Annotated in this window: 23 protein-coding genes; 13 read left to right on the top strand and 10 right to left on the bottom strand. The window is 66.7% G+C overall.

Annotated elements, in window-relative coordinates; genetic code table 11:
• Positions 1-263, top strand: a 263-nt coding sequence (locus SRAH_RS12875) for a hypothetical protein (protein ID WP_206741110.1), incomplete at its 5' end; no start/stop codon positions are given.
• Between the two features lie 9 nt (positions 264-272).
• On the opposite strand, the gene SRAH_RS04920 is transcribed toward SRAH_RS12875, so the two are convergent.
• Positions 273-1,685 (bottom strand): Fic family protein, encoded by a 1,413-nt coding sequence (locus SRAH_RS04920; protein WP_029462239.1) that lies wholly within the window; start codon positions 1,683-1,685, stop codon positions 273-275.
• A gap of 166 nt (positions 1,686-1,851) precedes the next feature.
• On the opposite strand from SRAH_RS04920, the gene SRAH_RS04915 reads away from it, so the two are divergent.
• The 4 genes from SRAH_RS04915 to SRAH_RS13240 all read left to right on the top strand — a co-directional run bounded on the left by SRAH_RS04915 (position 1,852) and on the right by SRAH_RS13240 (position 4,163).
• Positions 1,852-3,183: an ATP-binding protein gene (locus tag SRAH_RS04915; RefSeq protein WP_029462238.1), complete on the top strand. Its 1,332-nt coding sequence runs from the start codon at positions 1,852-1,854 to the stop codon at positions 3,181-3,183.
• Between the two features lie 153 nt (positions 3,184-3,336).
• Positions 3,337-3,537: an antitoxin PaaA2 family protein gene (locus SRAH_RS04910; protein ID WP_052369093.1), complete on the top strand. Its 201-nt coding sequence runs from the start codon at positions 3,337-3,339 to the stop codon at positions 3,535-3,537.
• Positions 3,538-3,599: 62 nt separating this feature from the next.
• Positions 3,600-3,908 (top strand): type II toxin-antitoxin system RelE/ParE family toxin, encoded by a 309-nt coding sequence (locus SRAH_RS04905; protein ID WP_045476174.1) that lies wholly within the window; start codon positions 3,600-3,602, stop codon positions 3,906-3,908.
• Positions 3,909-3,917: 9 nt separating this feature from the next.
• On the top strand, positions 3,918-4,163 hold the full coding sequence (locus SRAH_RS13240) for a hypothetical protein (protein ID WP_149028929.1): 246 nt from the start codon (positions 3,918-3,920) through the stop codon (positions 4,161-4,163).
• On the opposite strand, the gene SRAH_RS04895 is transcribed toward SRAH_RS13240, so the two are convergent.
• Together SRAH_RS04895 and purU are read right to left on the bottom strand one after the other, a co-directional pair.
• On the bottom strand, positions 4,144-5,028 hold the full coding sequence (locus SRAH_RS04895; RefSeq protein WP_029462234.1) for a LysR substrate-binding domain-containing protein: 885 nt from the start codon (positions 5,026-5,028) through the stop codon (positions 4,144-4,146). The genes SRAH_RS13240 and SRAH_RS04895 overlap by 20 nt on opposite strands.
• Positions 5,028-5,876: a formyltetrahydrofolate deformylase gene (gene purU / locus SRAH_RS04890; RefSeq protein ID WP_029462233.1), complete on the bottom strand. Its 849-nt coding sequence runs from the start codon at positions 5,874-5,876 to the stop codon at positions 5,028-5,030. The genes SRAH_RS04895 and purU overlap by 1 nt, the downstream gene beginning before the upstream one ends.
• 110 nt (positions 5,877-5,986) lie before the next feature.
• Here purU and glmU point away from each other — a divergent pair, with 110 nt between their 5' ends.
• Positions 5,987-7,390: a bifunctional UDP-N-acetylglucosamine diphosphorylase/glucosamine-1-phosphate N-acetyltransferase GlmU gene (glmU, locus tag SRAH_RS04885; protein ID WP_029462232.1), complete on the top strand. Its 1,404-nt coding sequence runs from the start codon at positions 5,987-5,989 to the stop codon at positions 7,388-7,390.
• A 33-nt stretch (positions 7,391-7,423) separates the two neighbouring features.
• Here the strand turns inward: glmU and SRAH_RS04880 are convergent, their stop codons facing one another.
• Positions 7,424-7,882, bottom strand: coding sequence for an SH3 domain-containing protein (locus tag SRAH_RS04880; RefSeq protein ID WP_029462231.1), 459 nt, complete (start codon positions 7,880-7,882; stop codon positions 7,424-7,426).
• Positions 7,883-7,950: 68 nt separating this feature from the next.
• Here SRAH_RS04880 and glmS point away from each other — a divergent pair, with 68 nt between their 5' ends.
• Positions 7,951-9,873 (top strand): glutamine--fructose-6-phosphate transaminase (isomerizing), encoded by a 1,923-nt coding sequence (gene glmS, locus SRAH_RS04875; RefSeq protein ID WP_029462230.1) that lies wholly within the window; start codon positions 7,951-7,953, stop codon positions 9,871-9,873.
• Between the two features lie 161 nt (positions 9,874-10,034).
• Here the strand turns inward: glmS and SRAH_RS12595 are convergent, their stop codons facing one another.
• Positions 10,035-10,262, bottom strand: coding sequence for an addiction module protein (locus SRAH_RS12595; RefSeq protein ID WP_197537853.1), 228 nt, complete (start codon positions 10,260-10,262; stop codon positions 10,035-10,037).
• A 238-nt stretch (positions 10,263-10,500) separates the two neighbouring features.
• On the opposite strand from SRAH_RS12595, the gene secA reads away from it, so the two are divergent.
• From secA to SRAH_RS04850, 4 genes are read left to right on the top strand one after another with little or no spacing between them, the layout of a single operon-like run.
• Positions 10,501-13,263: a preprotein translocase subunit SecA gene (secA, locus tag SRAH_RS04865; RefSeq protein ID WP_029462228.1), complete on the top strand. Its 2,763-nt coding sequence runs from the start codon at positions 10,501-10,503 to the stop codon at positions 13,261-13,263.
• 21 nt (positions 13,264-13,284) lie between these two features.
• Positions 13,285-14,514: a bifunctional glutamate N-acetyltransferase/amino-acid acetyltransferase ArgJ gene (gene argJ, locus SRAH_RS04860; protein ID WP_029462227.1), complete on the top strand. Its 1,230-nt coding sequence runs from the start codon at positions 13,285-13,287 to the stop codon at positions 14,512-14,514.
• 48 nt (positions 14,515-14,562) lie between these two features.
• Positions 14,563-15,477: an ATP-binding protein gene (locus SRAH_RS04855; RefSeq protein ID WP_045476172.1), complete on the top strand. Its 915-nt coding sequence runs from the start codon at positions 14,563-14,565 to the stop codon at positions 15,475-15,477.
• Entirely contained in the window at positions 15,474-15,986 is a 513-nt protein-coding gene (locus SRAH_RS04850) for a (deoxy)nucleoside triphosphate pyrophosphohydrolase (protein ID WP_045476170.1), read from the top strand. Before SRAH_RS04855 ends, SRAH_RS04850 begins: the two co-directional genes overlap by 4 nt.
• Here SRAH_RS04850 and zapD read toward each other — a convergent pair.
• Genes zapD through SRAH_RS04835 form a run of 3 tightly spaced genes read right to left on the bottom strand, consistent with a single transcriptional unit; the run spans position 15,951 to position 18,277 of the window.
• A complete protein-coding gene (gene zapD / locus SRAH_RS04845; protein ID WP_029462224.1) occupies positions 15,951-16,706 on the bottom strand; it encodes a cell division protein ZapD in 756 nt (251 codons plus the stop codon). The genes SRAH_RS04850 and zapD overlap by 36 nt on opposite strands.
• A 7-nt stretch (positions 16,707-16,713) precedes the next feature.
• A complete protein-coding gene (coaE, locus tag SRAH_RS04840; protein ID WP_029462223.1) occupies positions 16,714-17,352 on the bottom strand; it encodes a dephospho-CoA kinase in 639 nt (212 codons plus the stop codon).
• A gap of 28 nt (positions 17,353-17,380) precedes the next feature.
• Positions 17,381-18,277, bottom strand: coding sequence for a prepilin peptidase (locus SRAH_RS04835; protein ID WP_029462222.1), 897 nt, complete (start codon positions 18,275-18,277; stop codon positions 17,381-17,383).
• 181 nt (positions 18,278-18,458) lie between these two features.
• Between SRAH_RS04835 and SRAH_RS04830 the strand changes: the two genes are divergently transcribed.
• Positions 18,459-19,304, top strand: coding sequence for a KilA-N domain-containing protein (locus SRAH_RS04830; protein ID WP_029462221.1), 846 nt, complete (start codon positions 18,459-18,461; stop codon positions 19,302-19,304).
• An 11-nt stretch (positions 19,305-19,315) separates the two neighbouring features.
• Positions 19,316-20,605, top strand: coding sequence for a glycerate kinase type-2 family protein (locus SRAH_RS04825; RefSeq protein WP_029462220.1), 1,290 nt, complete (start codon positions 19,316-19,318; stop codon positions 20,603-20,605).
• A 6-nt stretch (positions 20,606-20,611) separates the two neighbouring features.
• On the opposite strand, the gene SRAH_RS04820 is transcribed toward SRAH_RS04825, so the two are convergent.
• Together SRAH_RS04820 and SRAH_RS04815 are read right to left on the bottom strand one after the other, a co-directional pair.
• Positions 20,612-21,577: a metallophosphoesterase family protein gene (locus SRAH_RS04820; RefSeq protein WP_029462219.1), complete on the bottom strand. Its 966-nt coding sequence runs from the start codon at positions 21,575-21,577 to the stop codon at positions 20,612-20,614.
• A complete protein-coding gene (locus tag SRAH_RS04815; RefSeq protein WP_045476233.1) occupies positions 21,574-22,644 on the bottom strand; it encodes a diacylglycerol/lipid kinase family protein in 1,071 nt (356 codons plus the stop codon). Before SRAH_RS04815 ends, SRAH_RS04820 begins: the two co-directional genes overlap by 4 nt.
• Positions 22,645-22,679: the final 35 nt, after the last annotated feature.

Here is a 22,679-nt window from a genome sequence, read left to right as displayed (position 1 = left end):
TGGTGGCTTCCCTTCACATGGCGCAATTCCCAGCCGTCGGCTTCGAGCATCTTGATGACTTGTCTGCTGTTCACGGTGGTTATTATAACCACCAAATGGCGAAAACGGTGTTAGACCCCGGTTTTGCGGTGGCGAGAATCCGCACCACCGTTCGGGCTGAGCTTGTCGAAGCCACGGCAAACCCTTCGACAGGCTCAGGGCGAACGGCGGACTCAGGAGCAGCGGTACCGTTCGGGCTGAAATCCGCCCATCCTGGATCCTAGGGGGCGGAATCAGGCTTGGTCTTGCGCGTGCTGCCACGCGTTGTACTCCGAGCGCCGCAGTCGGTACCGCGCGATGCTGCCTTCGTGCAACTGTTGGAGTGCTGCCGCAAGCAACTCCCTGAAGGCTGCCTGGTCGGCTTCTGCGGCGTGATCCTGTGCCACTTCGGCAATCACCGCAGGGCTGGGTTGCCGTAGCCCCTTGACGACCGTCTGCACCGCCTGAATCAGCGCCTCGCGGTACTTGATCTTCAACGGGTCGGGTTCGACCATGGTTTGCGCGATGGCCAGATAGCGCTGGCAGGAGCGTTCATAGGCCCAGACGAATACATCGCGCAACAACTCGATCTGCTTGAGTTCATACACCCCCAGCGTCCCCTCGATATAGGCGTGCTCCGGCACATCGATGAAGGACAGCGGGCAAAGGTTGTGCTTGAAGAGCGGAATGTTGGCACCGATGCGCGAGACGCGCTTGTTCACATCTTCAAACGGCTGCAGGTAGGGCAATTGCACCATCAGGAAGAAGGCTTGCTCGAACGGATCGGGAATGGCAGCGGCCTTGTCCAGCAGCTGCATAAAACAGTCCTCAATCACCTGCGGTAGTGCCAGCGGATGAAACACGGTGCCCGAGATATCCACCGGGCGCCGGCGCAAACGGCCACTGGCCTGCGGGTCATGTATCAAGTCCTGTGACAGCACCGCATGCAGGTTTTTGAAGGTGAAAGTATCAAAGCCCACCTCATCTGCATTTTCGATCAGCATTTCGATAGCAGCCTTGTGGTTCAGGATCATCTGCGTTTCGATGGCATCCTTGCCCTTGGCGACTTGGCCCAACTCGATCAGATTCAGGGTGTCAAGCCGGCTGTAGGTGTTGCCCTCCAGCTTTGACGAAGCCCACGACAGGTCAACCAGCAGTCGGCCCAGGATGTCCCGAGCGTAGGTGCCTGCTGGCCGCTCATTGGCAGAGGTGCGCCCCATTTCGTGCAGCTGACGTCGCAGCGACTCGGGCAGGTAGAAGGTCGCGCCGGGCTGATAGTTTTGCAGCAACTCGCGTTGGTAGCCGACCGGCCTTCGATGCATCAGCGGGCGTCGAACCTGATCGCGAATGGCCGCTCCTGCGGGTGACACTGGGACATACAACTCAGACTCGGCCGTTGCCGTGGTGGTGAGTGTCATCGAAGCGCTGGCCGACACGACGCTGCCGGACATCCGTTTGTAGACCAAGGCGATGCTCTCGCCCTCGGTGCTCACGCGCTGCGCATCGATCAGCTTCTGTAGGCGCCGCTGCAATGTGCGGCGGTTGGGCTTGTCACCCCGACGCCGTCCGATCTCGGCCTCGATGGCGGCGATGCCAATGCCGCTCGGATGCGCCGAGATGATGGATTCGATCAGTTTAAGTTCTTCGTTCAGCGTGGCGCGTGGCATCGGATGGGGCTCCTAGCGGTTAATCTGTCACGCAATGTCGTGCAGGAGTGACAAGGCGCGACAGCATTATGTCGTAAAGTGTGCACGGCTTACCACTGCCCGGCCAGCCGACAGTGCGCTTTATTTATCTTTTTTAAAAGGATAATAAGCTGTAGAATAGTCCTTCATGGAAACACACTTTCGCAGCATCGTGCGGCAGAAAATTCTGGATGCCCAAGCGGCACCCGTGCCGGTGCTGACTGCGCGCGATGTGTGGCTGCCCGCCGTAAAAGGCAAGGCGCTGGCCGTGATAGGAATGCGCCGCGCGGGGAAAACCAGTTTTTTGTGGCAGTTGCTGGCTCAGCGCCTGGCGCAGGGGGTGCCGCGCGAGGGCCTGCTGTACTTCAACTTCGAAGACGAACGGCTGGCCGAGCTGCAGCTCAGCGACCTCGACCTGCTGCTCGATGAGTACTACCGGCTCCACCCCAACTGGCGCGATGCCCGGCGCTGCACATTTTTTCTGGATGAAATCCAGCGCGTGGACGGCTGGGAACTGTTCGTGCGCCGACTGCTTGATAGCGAGAACATCGAACTTTTCGTGTCGGGTTCCTCGGCCAAACTGCTGTCGCGCGAAGTGGCCACCAGCATGCGCGGGCGCGCCCTCGAGGCCATCGTCACGCCATTTTCGTTCAGGGAGGCCTTGCGCCATGCCGGGCGGGAGCCCGCCAAGCCCGCCAGCCGCCTGACCAAGGCCGAGCGCTCGCAGTTGGACCATGCTTTGGCCAATTACCTGCAAAACGGCGGCTTCCCCGAAGCACAGGGGCTGGACCTGCGCAGTCGGTTCGAACTGCTGCGCAACTATGTGGACGTGGTGCTGCTGCGCGACGTGGTCGAGCGGCACAACCTCAGCCAACCCCAGGTGCTGCGCTGGCTGGTGCAGCAGCTCTTGGGCAATGCGGCCGGATCGTTCAGCATCAACAAGTTTCACGCCGACTTGAAATCGCGTGGTGTGGCGGTCGCCAAAGACACCTTGCACCAGATGCTGGCGCATCTGGAAGACACATTTTTGCTAAGCAGCGTGGAACTGGCCAGTGATTCTGTGCGCCGACGCCAGGTGAACCCGCGCAAAGTTTATCCAGTCGATACCGCATTGGCGGCATTATTTGACAAGTCTGGCAAAAGCAATACCGGCCATGCACTCGAAACGGTGGTTTTGCACGAGCTCCTGCGCCGAGGAGCCACCGTGGGCTACGTTCACACCCCGGCCGGATTCGAGCTCGACTTCCTTGCCACCTTGCCCGACGGGCAGCAATGGCTGGTGCAGGTCTGCATGGACTTGGCCGACCCCGAGACACGGGAGCGCGAGGTGCGCGCCCTGCTCGACGCCCGCCCGTGCTGGCCCAAGGCCCGTTGCCTGCTGGTGGCCCTGTGGGTGCCACCGGTGGTGCCCCTGCCAGCAGGGATTGAACTGCACCCCGCTGCCCAGTGGCTGCTGGAGCCTCAAATTCTGCTTCAGTAGCGGCTATGAATATTGCTCCAATGCTCGGGCACAGAGCCGTCAAATGTGCAGCCACGTTATCGAGGATGCGGCCGAGGCGCGGCTGCGGGGGTAGCACGTTTTCAAATTTTTATGCGGTGTAAAATCTGATTCCAAACACATAAGGAGTGTGCCATGGGCAGCATGACCCTTGAACAGCAAGCGCTCAACCCCCGTGACGATGCCCGGGAGCAAGTTTTGCGCGAAGCGCAAGAAGCCAGTGCCTACGCGAAGTGGCTGGCCAAAGAGATTCAGGAATCGATCGACGACCCTCGGCCTAGCGTTGCACACGATGAGGTCATGTCGCGCCTAGAGGCCCGGATTGCGCGCCACTAGGCGGCAGTGGGCAAACGCGTATGAAGCAGCAGCCGCAACCGCACGAGCCGGCCAACTGACCGATGGCAAAGGCCAAGGCCCCTTATCACATCGTTTGGCGACCGATGGCCGAGGCCGACCTAGACGGCATCATGGACTACATCGCCCAAGATAACCCGACTAGGGCCGAGGCGTTCGGCCAGCAGTTGCGCGACAAGACATTGCCGCTGGCCCAACATCCGAAACTGGGCCGCACCGGTCGGCCCGGCTTACCGGCTTTCGTGCGCGAGCTGGTCGTGCATCCAAACTACATCGTTTTCTATCGCGTGCTGGCCGATGCCGGCACCGTCGAGATATTGAGAGTGAAACACGTGGCGCAGAAAATGCCTTGACTTGGTAACGTGCTGGGCTCATCGGGCTCGGTGCTGCCCAAGTTTGGCCAGCAGATACGCGACATCGCCATCGAGCTCAGCCGCCTGCGCCCCGGCGAAAATGGCCAGCAACAGGCCAGGAAACCCTTCGAGCACCGCGCGCAAGCAGGCATCAGAATCGCTCGTGGCGGTGGGTGTCGGGGCGGGTGCTTCGGTCATGGCCGCACTGTACAAGAAATGCGATTGCCGGTGCCCCTCACCCCAGCGCCTTCTTAAGCCATTCAGCAAAGGCCGCGCACTCCCAGCGCTCCATGGTGCCGGTGCGCCAGCACAGGTAGTGCGCGTGCGGGCTGGGCACGGGGGTGCGGTAGGGTTCGGTTTCGCCCAGGCGCACCAGCGAGCCGTTCTCGAGCCACGGCGCGCCTAGGCGCAGCCGCACCAGCGCCACGCCCATCCCGGCGGCGGCGCCATCGCACATGAGGCCGATGTCGTTGAACTGCGAGCCTTCGCTGGGTTCGGGCCAGTCCAGGTGCTGGGCCGCAAACCAGGTGCGCCAGGGCTCCAGCGGGCTGCGCAGCAGGGGCACGCCCTCTAGGTCTGACGCGGCTTCGAAGGGGCCGTGTTCGCGCAAAAAGGCGGGTGAGGCCAGCGGCAGCACGGCGTCTTTGACCAAGCAGATATGCTCGACATCGGCGTAGCGCCCGGTGCCAAAGCGGATGGTGAGGTCGGCGTCTTCGGCCACCACGTCGAGCAGCGGAATGCTGACTTGCAGCGTGAGGTCGATCTCGGGGTAGGCCATGGCAAACTGCTGCAGGCGCGGCATGACGAGCGAGCGCGCAAAGGTGGGCGTGACCGCCAGCCGCAGCTTGCGCCGCCCGGGGCTGGGCTGGTGGCTGGGGAAGCGCTGCAGCGCCAGCAGCCCTTCGCGCACATGGGCCAGGTATTCGCTGCCCTCGGTGGTGAGCGAAAAATCGGCCCGGCCAAACAGTTTCACGCCCAGCACCAGCTCAAGTTGCTTGACACGGTGGCTGACGGCGCTGGGGGTGACGCACAGCTCTTCGGCCGCCTGCGTGACGCTGCGCAGCCGCGCCAAGGCCTCGAAGGTGAGCAGGCACTGGATGGGGGGGATGCGAACGGCCATCAGCGAAACACCACGGTCTTGTGGCCATTGAGCAGCACCCGGTGTTCGCTGTGCCATTTGACGGCGCGTGCCAGCACCGCGCATTCGGTGTCTTGCCCGCTGGCGGCCAGGTCTTCTATGCTCAGGCTGTGGTCCACCCGGGCCACGTCTTGCTCGATGATGGGGCCTTCGTCGAGCGCGGCGGTTACGTAATGCGCCGTGGCCCCGATCAGCTTGACGCCGCGTTGGTGCGCCTGGTGGTAGGGTTTGGCGCCCTTGAAGCTGGGCAAAAAGCTGTGGTGGATGTTGATGGCGCGCCCGGCCAGTTGCTCGCACATGCCGTCCGACAGGATTTGCATATAGCGCGCCAGCACCACCAGCTCGGCCTGCTCTTGCTCGATCAGTTCGAGCTGGCGCGCCTCCACCTCGGCCTTGAGGCCGGGGCGCAGCGGCAGGTGCTGGAAGGGGATGTTGTAGCTGGCGGCGAGCTGGTAAAAATCGCGGTGGTTGCTGACAATGGCGCGGATGTCAAGCCGCAGCAGGCCCGATTTCCAGCGAAACAGCAAATCATTCAGGCAGTGGCCCTGCTGGCTGACAAAGATCACGCAGCGCATGGGTTCGTGCCAGGCGTGCAAGCCCCAGTGCATCTGGTGCGCCTGCGCCAGCGCCTGCACCTGCTGGCGCAATTCGGGCTCGGGCAGGCGCTCGCAGACGAACTGCACGCGCATGAAAAACAGGCCGGTGGCGTGGTCGTTGAACTGCGCCGCTTCTTCAATGTTGCCGCCGTGCTGCAACAAAAAACCCGAAACGGCATGCACGATGCCGGGTTTGTCTGGGCACGAGAGCGTGAGCACATAGGTCGCATTCATGCGGCGATTGTCGCTGAAGGGGGGCGGAGGCTTGCAGGTGCCGACGCCTGAACACGGATAATTTGGCCCCAAGGCAGCGCCTATGCTGCAAACAACAACGGAGTTTGAGGATGGATTTTGCGCTCGACGTGGTGGTGCTCGCTGCCGGCAAGGGCACGCGGATGAAAAGCCGCTGGCCCAAGGTGTTGCAGCGCCTGGGGGGCCAGCCCCTGCTGGCGCACGTGTTGCAGCAGGCGGCGCAATTGCAGGCGCGGAAGGCGGTGGTGGTGACCGGTCACGAGGCCGAGCAGGTGGAAGCGGCGCTGGCCGACTGGGGCGCCGCCCTGCCGCTGTTGCTGCGCAGCGTGCGCCAACAGCCCCAACTGGGCACCGGCCACGCGGTGCAGCAGGCGCTGCCGCTCTTGCCCGACGACGGGGTGACGCTGGTGCTCTCGGGCGATGTGCCCCTGACCGAGGCCGCCACCCTGCGCGCGCTGCTGGCGCTGTGCGCGGGCCAGCAACTGGCGCTGCTGACGCTGCGCCTGCCCGACCCGAGCGGCTACGGCCGCATCGAGCGCGCCCCGGATGGCAGCGTGCAAGCCATTGTTGAGCACAAAGACGCCAGCGCGGCGCAATTGGGCATAGACGAAATCTACAGCGGCATCATGGCCGCCCCGACGCGGCTGCTGCGCCCCTGGCTGGCGCAACTGGACAACCGCAATGCCCAGGGCGAGTATTACCTCACCGATGTGGTGCGCCACGCGCGCGCGGCGGGCTGCCCGGTGCAGGCGCACCGCATAGACGACGCGCTGCAGGTGGCGGGCGTAAACAGCCCGGCGCAACTGGCCGAGCTCGAGCGCGCCCTGCAGCGCCGCCAGGCCGAGCGCCTGATGGCCCAGGGCGTGCGGCTGGCCGACCCGGCGCGGCTGGACGTGCGCGGCCGCCTGCACTGCGGGCAAGATGTGGAGATTGATGTGAACTGCGTATTCGAGGGCGAGGTGCACTTGGGCGACGGGGTGCGCATAGGGGCCAACTGCGTGATTGCGCAGGCGCGCATCGAGGCCGGGGCGCAGATTCTGCCCTTTAGCCACATCGACGGCCAGCGCGACCCAGTGCAGGTCGGCCCTGGCGCGCAAGTGGGGCCTTTTGCGCGCCTGCGCCCCGGCACCCGGCTCGGGCCCGAGGTACACATCGGCAACTTTGTCGAGGTCAAAAACTCTAGCTTGGCCGCCGGAGCCAAGGCCAACCACCTGGCTTACCTGGGCGATGCCACGGTGGGCGAGCGCGTGAACTACGGCGCGGGCAGCATCACCGCCAACTACGACGGCGCGGCCAAGCACCGCAGCGTGATCGAAGCCGACGTACACGTGGGCAGCAACTGCGTGCTGGTAGCGCCCATCACCCTGGGCGCGGGCGGCACCATAGGGGCCGGATCGACCCTCACCAAAAGCACCCCGCCGGGCGCGCTCACGGTGGCGCGCGGCAAACAGATCAGCCTGCCGGGCTGGCAGCGGCCCAAGAAGGGCAAGGGCTGATAGAAGGGCAGGGCGGCGTATGCAAGATCGGGCTCACCAGCCCCAGACCAGTTCGCTGGCCACCCAGGCGGTGCCGCGGCCGTCGGGGCGCTGCACCTGCACCCAATCGCCCTGGCGGCGGGTGGTGCGCAGAATGTCGCCATAGTTGGCGGTGTGCACCACGCGGTGCTGGGTGCCGGGGCCGGCGCGCAGGTTGGCGCGCGGGCTGCGCACGATGTGGTGCGGGGTGTCGCCCACCACGCTGCGCGACACCCAGCCTTGGTCGCCTTCAAAGTCTTGCACGCGCAACCAGTCGCCACGGCGCTCCAGCACTTGCAGCGGGTAGCCTAGCGAGAGGCGCCACAGCACGTCGGCGTCGGTGCTGGGAGCGGCGCGCATGTTGATGGTGGGGTTGCGCGCGCTCACCAAATCTTGCGCCCACACCGGGGCCAGCGCGGCCAGCCCAAGGGCGGCGGCAAGGAACAAAAGGCGGATGTGGGCCAGCCAGGGCATGCGTGAAACTCCTTGTTTTGCCGTTAGCATCGACAACTTCCATTCTATGCTCAAGAAAGCAATCTTATATGTGTGGCATCGTGGCGGCGCTGGCGGCGCACAACATCGTTCCTGTGCTGGTGCAGGGTTTGCAGCGGCTCGAATACCGGGGCTACGACTCCTGCGGGCTGGCGCTGCAGGGCGCAGGCGGTTTGCAGCGCAGCCGCAGCACGGCGCGGGTGGCCGAGCTGCAGGCCCAAGTGCAGGCCGACGAGTTGGCTGCCCACAGCGGCATTGCGCACACGCGCTGGGCCACGCACGGGGCGCCGGCGCTGCACAACGCGCACCCGCACTTTAGCCACGGCCCGGGCCAGCACGCCCCCGGTGACGAGGCCGCGCTGGGCCCGGCGCGGGTGGCGCTGGTGCACAACGGCATCATCGAAAACCACGAGGCGCTGCGCGCCGAGCTGCAGGCGCAGGGCTATGTGTTTTCCAGCCAGACCGACACCGAGGTGATCGCGCACCTGGTCGATGCGCTCTACCAGGGCGACTTGCTGGCTGCGGTGCGCGCCGCGCTGGCGCGCTTGCATGGCGCCTACGCGATTGCGGTGCTGCACGCGGCCGAACCGCAGCGGCTGGTGGGCGCGCGCGCCGGCTCGCCGCTGGTGCTGGGCCTGGGCAGCGGCGTGGACGCTGGCGGGGAGCCCAGCGGACTGAGTGCGCAGTACCTGGCCAGCGATGTGATGGCGTTGGCTGGCGTGACAGACCAATTCGTCTATCTGGCCGAAGGCGATGTGGTCGATCTGCAGCCGGGCGGCTACCTGATTGTGGAGCGCGGCGGCCAGCCGCAAAGCCCGGCGCAGCGCCCGGTGCGCACGGTGCAGGCGCACAGCGGGGCGGCCGAGCTGGGGCCGTACCGGCACTATATGCAAAAAGAGATTTTCGAGCAGCCGCGCGCGCTGGCCGACACGCTTGAAGGCATCGAGGCCGTGGGGCCGGATTTGTTCGACGGGCTGGGCGAGCGAGCGGCAATTGCCGCCGAGGTGTTTGGGCAGATCGACCGGGTGCTGATTTTGGCCTGCGGCACCAGCTACTACAGCGGCTGCGTGGCCAAGTACTGGCTGGAAGACTTGGCCGGCTTGCCCACCCAGGTCGAGGTGGCCAGCGAATACCGCTACCGGCGCAGCGTGCCCGACCCGCGCACGCTGGTGGTGGCGATCAGCCAAAGCGGCGAAACCGCCGACACCCTGGCCGCGCTGCGCCACGCGCAAGGCTTGGGCATGGTGCACACGCTGGCGCTGTGCAATGTGAGCACCAGCGCGCTGGTGCGCGAATGCGCGCTGGCTTACCTGACGCGCGCCGGGGTGGAGATTGGGGTGGCCAGCACCAAGGCCTTTAGCACCCAGTTGGCGGGGCTGTTTTTGCTCACGCTGGCGCTGGCGCAAGCGCGTGGCCGCCTGAGTGCCGCCGAGCAGGCCGAGCACCTGCACGCCATGCGCCACCTGCCGCTGGCGCTGCAAGCCGTGCTGGCGCTGGAGCCCCAGCTCATCCAGTGGGCCGAGGCCTTTGCGCCCCGCGAGCACGCGCTGTTTCTGGGGCGCGGCCTGCACTACCCGATTGCGCTCGAAGGCGCGCTCAAGCTCAAAGAGATCAGCTACATCCACGCCGAGGCCTACCCGGCCGGTGAGCTCAAGCACGGCCCGCTGGCGCTCGTGACCAGTGCCATGCCGGTGGTGGTGGTGGCCCCCAACGACGAGCTGCTGGAAAAGCTCAAGAGCAATATGCAGGAGGTGCGCGCGCGCGGCGGTGTGCTGTATGTGCTGGCCGACGCCGACAGCCACATCCAAAGCGCCGAAGGCCTGCACGTGATCCGCCTTCCCGAGCACTACGGACCCTTGAGCCCCATTCTGCACGTGGTGCCGCTGCAACTGCTGGCCTACCACACCGCGCTGGTGCGCGGCACCGATGTGGACAAGCCGCGCAACCTAGCCAAGAGCGTGACGGTGGAGTGAGGGCGGTGCCGCCCCGGCTCAATCGAGCTGCAAGTGGCGCTCGATGCTCTTGGGGCGTTGGCGGCAATCGAGAAAGTAATCGCCCAACCCGGGCCGTTGGCGTTAATAGAAGCGGCGCCCAGCATCCAAATCGTCAAGCGCCAGCGTCAGCAGGCGGATCTTCATGCCCGGCTGCGCGAACCCAAAACCAGCTTGGCTGCATCCCAATCGATGAAACGCGCGCTGCCATCCGCCAAAGCGGTTTCGGCACGCTGCAGGGCTTGGGCGTGCCAAGCAAACTGGGTGCCGCCCTCAAGGGCCGCCGGCGTTTGCAGCAGGGAGTCCCACAAGGCCTCCATCAGGCGCAGCTTTTGCTCAACCGGCAGGGTGTCGATGTCGTTGATGCTCACAGGAACCTCCTTGGGTGCACGGGCAGCGCACGAGCCCATGGTAGCAAAAAACACCTGCACATGGTGCCCCTGCAACTGCGGGCCTACCACACCGCGCTGGTGCGCGGCCGTGGCCGCCCCGGCGCGGCTAAAATGCCCAGTTGGCGCAAACATGCGTCTGCCACGGCCTGGCGTGTTTCCAGGCAGGCCCACCTTTTTTCCCCACTCGCGCCTGCGGGCGTGAGCCGAGCCTTCAGCCATGCCCCTCAAGTTCCTGACCCAGCTCTTTGGCAACCGCAACGAGCGCCTGCTCAAGACCTACCGCAAGACGGTGGCCCGCATCAACGCGCTCGAGAGCCAGTACGAGCAGCTCTCCGACGCCCAGGTGCAGGCCAAGACGGCCGAGTTCAAGCAGCGGCTGGCGCAGGGCGAGACGCTCGATGCGCTGCTGCCCGAGGCCTTTGCCACGGTGCGCGAGGCCAGCAAGCGCGTGCTCAAAATGCGCCACTTCGACGTGCAGCTCATGGGCGGCATGGCGCTGCACAGCGGCAAGATTGCCGAAATGCGCACCGGCGAAGGCAAAACCCTCACCTCCACCCTGCCCATTTATCTGAACGCGCTCACGGGCCAGGGCGTGCACGTGGTCACCGTGAACGACTACCTGGCCGGGCGCGATGCCGAGTGGATGGGGCGCATCTACAACTGGCTCGGGCTCTCGGTCGGGATCAACCGCTCGCAGACCACGCGCGAGCAAAAGCAGACCGCCTACGGCGCCGACATCACCTACGGCACCAACAACGAATACGGCTTCGACTACCTGCGCGACAACATGGTCTACGAGGCGCGCGACCGGGTGCAGCGCGGCCTGCACTACGCCATCGTCGATGAGGTGGACTCGATCCTGATCGACGAGGCGCGCACGCCGCTCATCATCAGCGGCCAGGCCGAAGACCACACCGACGAATACATCGTCATCAACAAACTGGCCCCGCTGCTGGAGCGGCAAGAGGGCGAGGAAGACATGCGCACCGGCGAGGGCGTGATCAAGCCGGGCGATTTTTTGGTCGATGAAAAGGCGCACACCGTCAACCTGACCGAGAGCGGGCACGAAAAGGCCGAGGCGCTGCTGGCCCAGGCCGGGCTGCTGACCGAGGGCGCCTCGCTCTACGACCCGGCCAACATCGCGCTGCTGCACCACCTGGTGACGGCGCTCAAGGCGCACCACCTCTACCACCGCGACCAGCAGTACGTGGTGCAAAACGGCGAGATCATCATTGTCGATGAATTCACTGGGCGCCTGATGGTGGGGCGGCGCTGGAGCGAGGGCCTGCACCAGGCGGTGGAGGCCAAGGAGGGGGTGCGCATCCAGCCCGAAAACCAGACCCTGGCCTCGATCACGTTCCAGAACTACTTTCGCCTCTACGACAAGCTGGCCGGCATGACCGGCACCGCCGACACCGAAGCCTTCGAGTTCCAAGAAATCTACGGCCTGGAAACCGTGGTGGTGCCGCCCAACCGGCCGAGCCAGCGCCACGACGAGCTCGACCGCGTCTATAAAACCACGCCCGAGAAATACCAGGCGGCGCTGGCCGACATCCAGGAATGCCTGCAGCGCGGCCAGCCGGTGCTGGTGGGCACCTCGTCGATCGAGAACTCCGAGATCATCGCCGAGCTGCTCAAAAAAGCCAAGCTGCCTTTTGAGGTGCTCAACGCCAAGCAGCACGAGCGCGAGGCCGACATCATTGCCCAGGCCGGCCGACCCGGTGCCATCACCATCGCCACCAACATGGCTGGGCGCGGCACCGACATCGTGCTGGGTGGCAACCTAGAAAAAATGTGCGCCGCCATCGAGGCCGACCCGGCCCTAGACGAAGCCGCGCGGGCCAGCAAGATCGCCGCCGTGCGCGCCCAGTGGCAGGCCGACCACGAGCGCGTCAAGGCGCTGGGGGGCTTGCGCATCATCGCCACCGAAAGGCACGAGAGCCGGCGCATCGACAACCAGTTGCGCGGCCGCGCCGGGCGCCAGGGCGACCCCGGTTCGAGCCGCTTCTACCTCAGCCTAGACGATTCGCTGATGCGCATTTTCGCCGGCGACAAGGTGCGCGCCATCATGGAGCGCTTCAACATGCCCGAGGGCGAGGCGATCGAGCACCGCATGGTCACGCGCTCGATCGAGAACGCGCAGCGCAAGGTGGAGGCGCGCAACTTTGACATCCGCAAGCAGTTGCTCGAATACGACGACGTGGCCAACGACCAGCGCCGCGTGGTGTATCAGCAGCGCAACGAGATCATCGATGCGCAAGAGGTGTCGGAGCAGATCGGCAACCTGCGCAGCGGCGCGATCACGCACGTGGTGCGCCAGTTCGTGCCGGCGCAGAGCGTGGAGGAGCAGTGGGACTTGCCGGGCCTGGAAAAAACCCTGGCCGAAGAGTGGGGCCTGCACCTGCCGCTGGTGCAGCAGGTGCACGAAGCCAGCGAGATGGACGACGCCGACGTGGTCGAGAAAGTGCTGCAGGCCGCGCACGCCCACTACGCGGCCAAGGTGCAACTGGCCAGCCCGGGCAGCTTTGCCGCCTTCGAGCGCGTGGTGCTGCTGCAAAACCTCGACAGCCACTGGCGCGACCACCTGAGCGCGCTCGACTACCTGCGCAAGGGCATCCACCTGCGCGGTTACGCGCAAAAGCAGCCCAAGCAGGAATACAAGCGCGAGGCGTTCCAGTTGTTCTCGCTGCTGCTCGACCAGGTGCGCGGCGAGGTCACGCGCATTTTGATGAACGTGAAGGTGCAGACGCCGGAGCAGGTGAGTGCAGCCGCGCAGGAGCTCGAAGCCGCCGCCGAGCGCCTGAGCAACGTCACCTACACCGCCCCGAATGAAACCGGCGAAGCCGAGACCGTGGCCGACAGCGGCCTGCTGGGTGGCCGCGCCACCCCGGCCGATGCGCTGCCGCGCGTGGGCCGCAACGACCCCTGCCCCTGCGGCAGCGGCAAAAAATACAAGCACTGCCACGGCAAGCTGGCCTGAGCGCAACCGAAAGACACCGCCATGCCTGTGAACTGGACCGCCCCATCCGCCGCCAGCCTGCACCCGGTGCCCGGGGTGCGCATTGGTGTCACCGAAGCCGGGGTGCGCAAGCCCAACCGCAAAGACCTGACCGTGCTGCTGCTCGACCCCGGCAGCGCCGTGGCCGGGGTGTTTACGCGCAACCGCTACTGCGCCGCGCCGGTGCAGGTCTGCCGCGAGCACCTAGAGGCCGGGGCCGCTATCCGGGCGCTGCTCATCAACACCGGCTGCGCCAACGCCGGCACCGGCGAGAGCGGCTTGGCGCACGCGCGCCAGACCTGCGCCGCGCTGGCCCAGCGGCTGGGCCTGCAGGCGCAGCAGGTACTGCCTTTTTCCACCGGCGTGATCATGGAGCCGCTGCCGGTGCAGCGCGTGATCGACGGGCTTGATGCCGCGCTGGCCGACGCCCAGCCCGCGCACTGGTTGCGCGCCGCCGAAGGCATCATGACCACCGACACCGTGGCCAAGGCCGCCAGCCGCCAGGTGCAGATCGGCGGCCAGACCGTGACCCTGTCTGGCATTGCCAAGGGCGCGGGCATGATCCGCCCCAATATGGCCACCATGCTCGGCTTTGTGGCCACCGACGCGCGCATCCAGCCCGCGCTGCTGCCCGAGCTGGCGCTGCGCTTGGCCGAGCGGTCGTTCAACCGCATCACCATCGACGGCGATACCTCCACCAACGACTCTTTCATTCTGATCGCCACCGGGCAGGCGGCGCACGCCGAGATCACCGACTTGGCCAGCCCCGACGGCCAGCGCCTGCTGGCGGCCCTGACCGAGCTGGCGCAGACGCTGGCGCACGCCATCGTGCGCGACGGCGAGGGCGCGACCAAGTTCATCACGGTGCGCGTGGAGGGCGGGCGCGATGCCGCCGAATGCCTGCAAGTGGCGTATGCGATTGCGCACTCGCCGCTGGTCAAAACCGCCTTCTATGCCAGCGACCCAAACTTGGGCCGCATCCTGGCGGCGGTGGGCTACGCCGGCATTGCCGACCTGGACCAAAACCAGATCGAGCTGCACCTGGACGACGTACACGTGGTCACGCAGGGCGGGCGCCACCCCGGCTACACCGAGCAAGCGGGCGCGCGCGTGCTGGCCCAGAGCGAGATCACCATCCGCGTCGGGCTGGGCCGGGGCGTGGCGACCGAAACGGTCTGGACTTGCGACCTCAGTCACGAGTACGTGAGCATCAACGCCGATTACCGCTCCTGAAGGCGCGCCGCCCGCGCCGCCCGTGCCACCTGCTGCCACCGCATCCGCATGAACGAAGCCTTTGAACGCCTGTTGCAGCGCGCCGAATCCCTGCTGGCGCGCATCGAAGCGGTGCTGCCGCAGCCCCTGAGCGCGCCCGACTGGGGCGCGGCGCTGGCCTGGCGCTACCGCAAACGCGGCGGCCACGGGCTGCTGGAGCCGGTGCGCCACATCGGGGCCATGGCGCTGTCTGACCTGCAAGAAATCGAGCCGCAAAAAGAGCGCCTGGTGCGCAACACGGCGCACTTCGTGCAGGGGCTGCCGGCCAACAACGTGCTGCTCACCGGGGCGCGCGGCACCGGCAAAAGCTCGCTCATCCGCGCCAGCCTGCACGCCTTTGCGCCGCAGGGGCTGCGCCTGGTCGAAGTGGACAAGTCCGACCTGACCGACTTGCCCGACATCGTGGCGCTGGTGGCCGAGCGCCCGGAGCGTTTCATCGTTTTTTGCGACGACCTGAGCTTTGAGGACGGCGAGCCCGGCTACAAGGCGCTCAAGTCGATGCTGGACGGATCGGTGGCCGCCAGCAGCCCCAATGTGCTGATTTACGCCACCAGCAACCGGCGCCACCTGCTGCCCGAATACCAGCGCGACAACCTCAGCCACCAACGCGACGAAGACGGCGAGCTGCACCCCGGCGAAGCGGTGGAAGAAAAAATCTCGCTCTCGGAGCGTTTCGGGCTGTGGATTAGCTTTTACCCTTTCAGCCAAGACGAATACCTGGCCGTGGTGCGCCAGTGGCTGGGCCATTTTGGCGTGCCCGAGGCGGCGATCGAGGCCGCGCGCACGCAGGCGCTGGTGTGGGCGCTTGAACGCGGCTCGCGCAGCGGCCGGGTGGCCTACCAGTTTGCGCGCGACTACGCCGGCAACCACCCGGGCAACGCGGTGGCGGGGTCTGGCGCAACCGCAACCCAACCCCATCCATGAGCGCGCCCCCGGTGCTGGTGGTGGATGCCCAGCAGCCGCGCGCGCCGGGGCACGGCCAGCGCCTGATCGAGGTGGCGGTGGGCGTGGTGTTCGACGCCCAAGGGCGGTTTTTACTCACCAGCCGCCCGCCGGGCAAGGTGTATGCGGGTTACTGGGAGTTCCCCGGTGGCAAGATCGAAGCGGGTGAGGGCGTCGCGCAGGCGCTGCAGCGCGAACTGCACGAGGAACTGGGCTTGCGCATCGGCGGCGTGCAGCCGTGGCGCGAGCTGCGGGTGGACTACCCGCACGCCTTGGTGCGGCTGCAGGTGGGCCTGGTGCGCGACTGGGACGGCCCGCTGCAAATGCGCGAAGGCCAGCAGCACGCCTGGCAGACTTGGCCGGTGCAGGTGGCGCCGCTGTTGCCAGGCTCGGTGCCGCTGTTGCAGTGCTTGCAGCAGCACGCGCCCAGCCCGCACGGCCAGGCCAGGCCGCCCTTAGGCGCAGAGGGTAAATTCCAGCTCGGCTTCTGAGGTGCTTGCCAGTTGCGGCTTGCCGCTGCTGCCCCACTGCAGCAGGCGCACCGCAAAAAACATGCGGTTGCCGCTGATCTCGGGCACCAGTTGCAGCGCCGGGTCGATCCACAGCCGCAGCAACTGGTAGGTTTTGCCTTGGGCCAGGTTTTGCTGGAACTGGCCGCCCAAGGCCATCACCTTTTGCGGGTGCGCCGATTCGCGCAGCACGCTCAGCAGCACCTGCACCGGGTCGAGCAGCGGCGCCAGCGACTGCGCCCAAAGCTGCAATTCTTGCTGGCGCTGATCGGGGCTGCGGTGCTGCCAGTCGTGGTAGGCGGGCAAGTCGAACTCGCAGGTGCCCCCCGGAATGGCGATGCGGCTGCGCACCGCCGCCAGCCATTCGTTGTCGGCCAGTGACTGGCCGATCTTGCCGCACTCTTGCAGGGCGGCGTATTGGGCCTCAAGCCGGGCGATGAAGGCTTCGAGCGCCGCCTCGGAAATGGCCGGATTGCCGCGGTAGCCGAGGTACTGCTGCTTGAGGCGCTCCAAGTCTTTGAGGATTTCGGTTTTCAGGTCGGAGCGGGCGCCGACTTCGAGCAGCTCGAACAGGGTGTGCAGGGCAAAGTGATGCGACAGCGCCGATTCTTGGGCGCTGAGCTGGCCCAGCCGGTCGGCCAGACGCTCCAACCGCAAGTAGGTGCGGATGCGTTCGTTGAACGGGTACTCGTAGAGGATCACGCTTCGATCATAGCCCGAATCGGCGCCGTTGCTCGGTGTAAGCGCGCTGCACTTGCGCCTGCAATTGCGCCAGGGTGGTGGGGGTGTCGTTGGCTAGCACCACATCGGCCAGCGCCAGCCGCTCGGCCCGGCTGGCTTGTGCCGCCAGCACCGCCTGCACCTGCGCCAGCGGCCAGCCGTTGCGTTGCAGCACGCGTGCGGTTTGGGTCTCGGGCGAGCAATCGACCACCCACACCGCATCGACCTGCTCGCGCCAGTGCGGGGATTCGGCCAGCAAGGGCAGGTCGAGCACCACGCAGTCGCTGCGGCCCTGCAGCCGAATGTCTGCACAGCCCTGCTCGATGGCGGCGCGCACCAACGGGTGCACGATCGCCTCCAGCCGCTGGCGCGCCTCGGGCTGGGCAAACACCAGCGCGCGCATTTGCTCCCGATCCAGCGCCCCATCGGGCCCGATGAAGGCCGGGCCAAAGGCGGCGCGGATGGGTTCGATGGCGGCCCCGCCGGGGGCGGTGCAGGCACGCGCCAGCGCGTCGGCGTCGAGCACAGTCGCGCCCAGCGCTTGCAGCATGGCCGCGACGGTGCTCTTGCCGCTGCCGATGCCGCCGGTCAGGCCGATGCGCCAGGGGGGGTGGGGGTGGCTGCGCATGGTTTGCAAGGTGAGGGGTTGGCGTGGCCTAGAGCCCGACCCAGCCCAGCAGCGTGTCTGGCCCCAGCACCAGCGCCAGCAGGGCGCCAAAGGCCAGAAACGGCCCAAAGGGCACGTAGCCGCCCTCGCGCAGGCCGCTGCTGTACTTCATGGCCAGCCCGACCACGGCCCCCAACAGCGAGGCCAGCAGCAGGATCGGGATCAGGGCCTGCCAGCCCAGCCAGGCCCCGAGCGCCGCAAAGAGCTTGAAATCGCCATAGCCCATGCCCTCTTTGCCGGTCAGCAGCTTGAAGGCCCAGTAGATCGACCACAGCGACACATAGCCCACCACCGCGCCCCAGAGCGACACCTCCAGCGCAAGGCCGCTCCAGCCCAGCGCCGCCGCCAGCAGGCCGGCCCAGAGCAGCGGCAGCGTGATGTCGTCGGGCAGCAGCGTGGTGTCCCAGTCGATGAAGGCCAGCGCCAGCACGGCGGCCACAAAACCCATCCAGGCCAGCACCGGCCAGCCCGGGCCGTGCAGGTGCATCACATAGGCAAAGCCCAAGCCGGTGAGCAGCTCCACCAGCGGGTAGCGCAGCCCAATCGGGGCGGAGCAGGCGCTGCATTTGCCGCGCAACAGGGCGTAGCTGAGCAGTGGGATGTTGTGGTACCAGGCAATGCCGGCACCGCAGGCCGGGCAGCGCGAGCGCGGCGTGACCAGGTTGAGCGCCGGGGCTTGCGCCGCCGCAGCCGGGGCGCCCAACCCTGAGCCCGGCAGGGTGGATGGGGTGGTGGCCGGGTGCATCTCGGCGCATTCGGCGGCCCAGCGCCGCTCCAGCATGATCGGCAGCCGGTGGATCACCACATTCAGAAAGCTGCCAACCAGCAGGCCCAGCACGGCGGCCAAGCCTATGCCCAGCGGGCCGGTGAGGATGTCCAGTGGCATGGTGCGACGAAAAGAGTGGAAGTGCTGGAAGTGTAAACGGGGCGGGGGTGTTGCAGAGCAGTTGATTAATGATAGAGTCGCGCGTGGTGGATGGCGCCTTTTGGGTGTCGTGCGTTGCTTGGTAGGCCATTGATTTAATTATTGAAACTTGGTTTTTTGAGGCTCCTCGAACGGATACAGGATGAAGAATCGCATCATCAAGGTCAAAGGCACAGAGGTCACGATCGCCACTCGGAACGAGCACGACTACCTCTCGCTGACTGATATGGTGAGGAACTTCGACGGCGGCAGCGCCCTGATTGAGCAATGGCTCAAGAACAAGGACACCGTGCTGTTCTTGGGCGTGTGGGAGCAACTCAACAACCCAGGGTTTAATTCCATCGAATTCGAGGGAATTAAAAACGAGGCTGGGCGCAACAGCTTTTTCCTGTCGGTTAAAAAATGGATCGAGGTCACCGCCGCCATCGGCCTGCATGCCAAGGCGGGGCGGTATGGCGGAACCTATGCCCACAAGGACATCGCTTTCGAGTTCGGCTCCTGGCTCAGCCCGGAGTTCAAGCTCTACCTCATCAAGGAATTCCAGCGCCTCAAGGATGAAGAATCCCGCACCACTTCCTTGGAGTGGAGTTTTCAGCGCACTTTGGCGAAGGTCAATTACAAGATTCACACCGATGCCATCAAGGAGCGGCTGATCCCGCCGCTTCTCACGCCGAAACAGACCGGCATCATCTACGCCAGCGAAGCCGACTTGCTCAATGTCGCCCTGTTCGGCATCACGGCGGCCCAGTGGCGACAGGACCATGCCGACCAGAGCGGCAACATGCGGGATGCGGCCACGCTGGAACAACTGGTGGTCTTGTCAAATCTCGAAAGCATCAATGCGGTGCTGATTCATCAAGGGCTGGCCGCTCCAGAGCGGCTGGCACAGTTGAACGCCGTTGCCATCACGCAGATGCGTTCGCTGGTTGGACTTAATGAAATCAAGCAACTGAGTGGCCCAAAGGCCGACAAAAGGCGCAGTCGGTGACTGAATTCGCTTTGAATGCCCCCGCCCCCCTGCTGCGCCAGCTCTTTGCCGCCGCCGTGGCCGCCGCGCAACCGGCGTTGTGCCTGCCGCCGCATTTGCCGCGCGCGGCCGAGATCGGCTCCGGCCGCCTGTGGGTGGTGGGGGCGGGCAAGGCCTCGGCGGCCATGGCCCAGGCGGTCGAGGCGCACTGGGATGGCGACCCGCAGGCCTTGGGTGGCTTGGTGGTGACGCGCTACGGCCACGAAGCGCCGTGTTCGCGCATCGAGATCGTGGCGGCGGCGCACCCGGTACCCGATCTGGCGGGCTGGCATGCTGCCGAGCGCGTGCTGGCCAGCGTGCGGGGTTTGAGCGCGGCCGATACCGTGCTGTGCCTGCTCTCGGGCGGCGGTTCGGCGCTGTGGCCGCTGGCGCTGCCTGGCCTCACGCTGGCCGAGCAGCAGGCGCTGGCGCGCGCCATGTTGGCCAGCGGCGCCCGCATCAGCGAGATCAACTGCCTGCGCCGGCATCTGTCGGCGCTGCAGGGCGGGCGGCTGGCGGCGGCGTGTTACCCGGCGCGCGTGCTCACGCTGCTGATCTCGGACGTGCCCGGCGACGACCCGGCCGACATCGCATCCGGCCCCACCGTGCCCGACCCCAGCACCTGCGCCGACGCGCTGGCGATTGCGCAGCGCTACCGCCTGCCCCTGCCACCGGCCGCGCTGGAGCTGCTGCACAGCGGGCGTGGCGAAACGATTAAACCGGGCGATGCGCGGCTGGCACGCAGCGAGCTGCGCTGGCTCGCCACCCCGCAAATGGCGCTGGAGGCTGCGGCCAGCGCCGCGCGCGCCGCCGGTTTTGAGGCGCACATCCTGAGCGATGCGCTGCAAGGCGAGGCGCGCGAAGTGGGCCAGGTGCTGGCGGCGCTGGCGCGCCAGATCGCGCAGCGCCAGCAGCCCTTTGCCGCGCCCTGCCTGCTGCTTTCGGGCGGCGAGACCAGCGTGACGCTGCGCACCCCCAGCCCCGGCCAAGGCGGGCGCAACGTCGAATGCCTGCTGGCCTGCGCGCTGGAGCTAAACGGCCAGCCCGGTGTCTATGCCCTGATGGCCGACACCGACGGCATCGATGGCAATGGCCCCGCCGCCGGGGCGCTGATCGGCCCCGACACGCTGGCGCGCGCGCAGGCCTTGGGGCTGGATGCCCGGCACATGCTCGACCGCCACGACGCGCACGGCTATTTTGCGGCCTTGGGCGACGCGCTGCACAGCGGCCCCACGCGCACCAACGTGAACGACTTTCGGGCGCTGCTGATAGCCCCGGCCTGACCCCAATCAAGCCCGCGCGGGCCAGACTTCGGTCACCAGCGCCCGCACAAAGGCGCGCTGCGCCGCCGCGTAGTCCCACTGCTCGATCAGGCAGCAGCCGGGGCTGGCATGTGGCGCGCCCCAGCGCAGCAGGTTCACCGAGTTGGGCAGGCCCTCGCGCAGCCGCGCCGACACCGCGGTGCCCGCCTGCACCGCCCACAGCGGCCGTGCCAAGCCGGGAACGGCCCGCACATAAGGCAGGTGGATGTGCCCGCCCAGCACCAGATCGGCACCGGCAGCGGCCCAGCGTGGCAGCGCCGCTTCGTGCCCGCGCAGGCGGTTCACCACATCGCTGGCGCGGATCACGGCCACCGGCTGGTGCACCACCACCACCCGCAACTGCGCCGCGCTGGCCGCTTCGAGCCGCTGCGCCACGCGCTCGATCTGCGCGGCCGATACCTCGCCGTGCTTGTGCCGCCAGGGCCGCGTGGTGTTGAGGCACAGCACCAGCAGCTCGGGGCTGTCGTGTATGGGTTCGAGTTCTGGCCCAAAGGCCGCTAGGTGCTGGGCATAGGGGCGGCGCAGGCGCGTCCAGAGGTCGAACAGCGCAATGTCGTGGTTGCCGGGCACGGCCAGCCACGGCGCGCTTGGCAGCCTGTCGGACTTGGGAAGCGTCGGCTGCAAATCGACCGCAGCGGCCCATTTTGCACCGTCTTCTGGCCCCATAGCCGGGCTATGGGGCGGCGAACCCGGCGCAAACTGGTCTCTCTGGGGCCGATTTTCGCTCTCGACGCCCCAAGTCCGACAGGCTGCTAGACGCTCCATGAAGGCGCGAGCGGCGCGAAACTGGGCCGGCCGCGCGCGCTGCGTGATGTCGCCCGAGAGCAGCAGCAGGTCGGGGTGCTGCTGCTGCGCGAGCTGCACCAGCGCCTCCACCACCGGCGGCTGCTCGGTGCCAAAGTGGGTGTCCGAAACCTGCAGCACGAGGCTCATGCCACAGACACCCCGGCTCTGGCGTCGGCCTTGGCGGCCGGCATAGACGCGGGGTTTGAAGCCGGTTCCTGCGGCGGCGGCATCAGCAGGAACAGCGGCCGCTCCAGCACGCGAAAGTCCAGCGGGGCGCGCATGCGGGCCACTTCACCGTCGTAGGCCACCTTGACGCCGCGGCGGCCGGGGGTGAGCGTGGGCCGCACCACCAGGTGCTCGAATTCGAAGTGTTCCACGCTCGGCGCCTCGCCCAGTGAGCCCAGGGCGCCGCGCAGCATCAAACGCAGCATGGCCAGCGTGCCAATCGGGCGCAACATCACCGCCGTGATGTGGCCCGCGCTGGTGGCGAGCAGGTGGGCATGGGCGGGCTTTGCTGGCGGGTTCTCCGCATCGCTCCCCGTTGCGCCTTCCTGCGGATGCACCCCCAGATGCTGCAACTGCAGCCGGTTGTTGCCCACGAACAGCACCAGTGTGCGCAGGTCGCGCGCTGTGGTGCCCTGCTCGATGTGCAGGCGCAACTGGCGCTGCGCGCGCAGCAGCGTGACGCAGGCGGCCCAGAACGCGACCCAGCGGCTGCGCCCGAAGCGCGCCTTGTAGGCCTCGCGGTCTTCCAGCAGATCGGGGTACAGCCCCATGCTGGCGTTGACCAAAAACACGCGCTGGTTGATGGCCGCCACCTGCACCGGCTGCGCGGCCCAGCCCAGCAACTGCTGCACCGCGTCAGCCGGGTCGGCGGGGATGCCGTGCGTGCGCGCAAAGTAGTTGAAGGTGCCTTGCGGCACCACCCCCATGGCGCAGCCCGCCGCGTGGGCATACTGCGCCACCGTGTTTAGGGTGCCGTCGCCGCCCACCGCCACCACTGCCGTGCGGCTGGCCAGCGCCGTGGCCGTGGCTTGTTGCGCCACCTGGGCCAGTTCGGCCGGCTGGCAAAAGTGCAGATCTCCGCGCCGCCCAGCGGCCTGCAGCGCGGCTTCGATGAGCGCGCGCTTGCTGTCGGAGGCGCTGCTGCCCGAGGCCGCGTTGATGACGAACTGCAGCGGCGCGGCCGGGTCGATGGCGGGGCAGGCCGTCATGGCGCGGTCCAATCCGGGCGCAGGGTGTGGGCGTG

The organism is Serpentinimonas barnesii (assembly GCF_000696225.1).
Taxonomy (GTDB): domain Bacteria; phylum Pseudomonadota; class Gammaproteobacteria; order Burkholderiales; family Burkholderiaceae_C; genus Serpentinimonas; species Serpentinimonas barnesii.
The sequence above is the reverse complement of the archived record's forward strand: the minus strand, read 5'-3'. Positions and strand labels throughout refer to the sequence as shown.

Excerpts from the sequence above, each read along its gene's own strand:
- SRAH_RS04920 (WP_029462239.1), bottom strand. The coding sequence starts at position 1,685 with ATGCCACGCGCCACGCTGAACGAAGAACTTAAACTGATCGAATCCATC.
- SRAH_RS04915 (WP_029462238.1), top strand. The coding sequence starts at position 1,852 with ATGGAAACACACTTTCGCAGCATCGTGCGGCAGAAAATTCTGGATGCC.
- SRAH_RS04910 (WP_052369093.1), top strand. The coding sequence starts at position 3,337 with ATGGGCAGCATGACCCTTGAACAGCAAGCGCTCAACCCCCGTGACGAT.
- SRAH_RS04905 (WP_045476174.1), top strand. The coding sequence starts at position 3,600 with ATGGCAAAGGCCAAGGCCCCTTATCACATCGTTTGGCGACCGATGGCC.
- SRAH_RS04895 (WP_029462234.1), bottom strand. The coding sequence starts at position 5,028 with ATGGCCGTTCGCATCCCCCCCATCCAGTGCCTGCTCACCTTCGAGGCC.
- purU (WP_029462233.1), bottom strand. The coding sequence starts at position 5,876 with ATGAATGCGACCTATGTGCTCACGCTCTCGTGCCCAGACAAACCCGGC.
- glmU (WP_029462232.1), top strand. The coding sequence starts at position 5,987 with ATGGATTTTGCGCTCGACGTGGTGGTGCTCGCTGCCGGCAAGGGCACG.
- SRAH_RS04880 (WP_029462231.1), bottom strand. The coding sequence starts at position 7,882 with ATGCCCTGGCTGGCCCACATCCGCCTTTTGTTCCTTGCCGCCGCCCTT.
- glmS (WP_029462230.1), top strand. The coding sequence starts at position 7,951 with ATGTGTGGCATCGTGGCGGCGCTGGCGGCGCACAACATCGTTCCTGTG.
- secA (WP_029462228.1), top strand. The coding sequence starts at position 10,501 with ATGCCCCTCAAGTTCCTGACCCAGCTCTTTGGCAACCGCAACGAGCGC.
- argJ (WP_029462227.1), top strand. The coding sequence starts at position 13,285 with ATGCCTGTGAACTGGACCGCCCCATCCGCCGCCAGCCTGCACCCGGTG.
- SRAH_RS04855 (WP_045476172.1), top strand. The coding sequence starts at position 14,563 with ATGAACGAAGCCTTTGAACGCCTGTTGCAGCGCGCCGAATCCCTGCTG.
- SRAH_RS04850 (WP_045476170.1), top strand. The coding sequence starts at position 15,474 with ATGAGCGCGCCCCCGGTGCTGGTGGTGGATGCCCAGCAGCCGCGCGCG.
- coaE (WP_029462223.1), bottom strand. The coding sequence starts at position 17,352 with ATGCGCAGCCACCCCCACCCCCCCTGGCGCATCGGCCTGACCGGCGGC.
- SRAH_RS04835 (WP_029462222.1), bottom strand. The coding sequence starts at position 18,277 with ATGCCACTGGACATCCTCACCGGCCCGCTGGGCATAGGCTTGGCCGCC.
- SRAH_RS04830 (WP_029462221.1), top strand. The coding sequence starts at position 18,459 with ATGAAGAATCGCATCATCAAGGTCAAAGGCACAGAGGTCACGATCGCC.
- SRAH_RS04820 (WP_029462219.1), bottom strand. The coding sequence starts at position 21,577 with ATGAGCCTCGTGCTGCAGGTTTCGGACACCCACTTTGGCACCGAGCAG.
- SRAH_RS04815 (WP_045476233.1), bottom strand. The coding sequence starts at position 22,644 with ATGACGGCCTGCCCCGCCATCGACCCGGCCGCGCCGCTGCAGTTCGTC.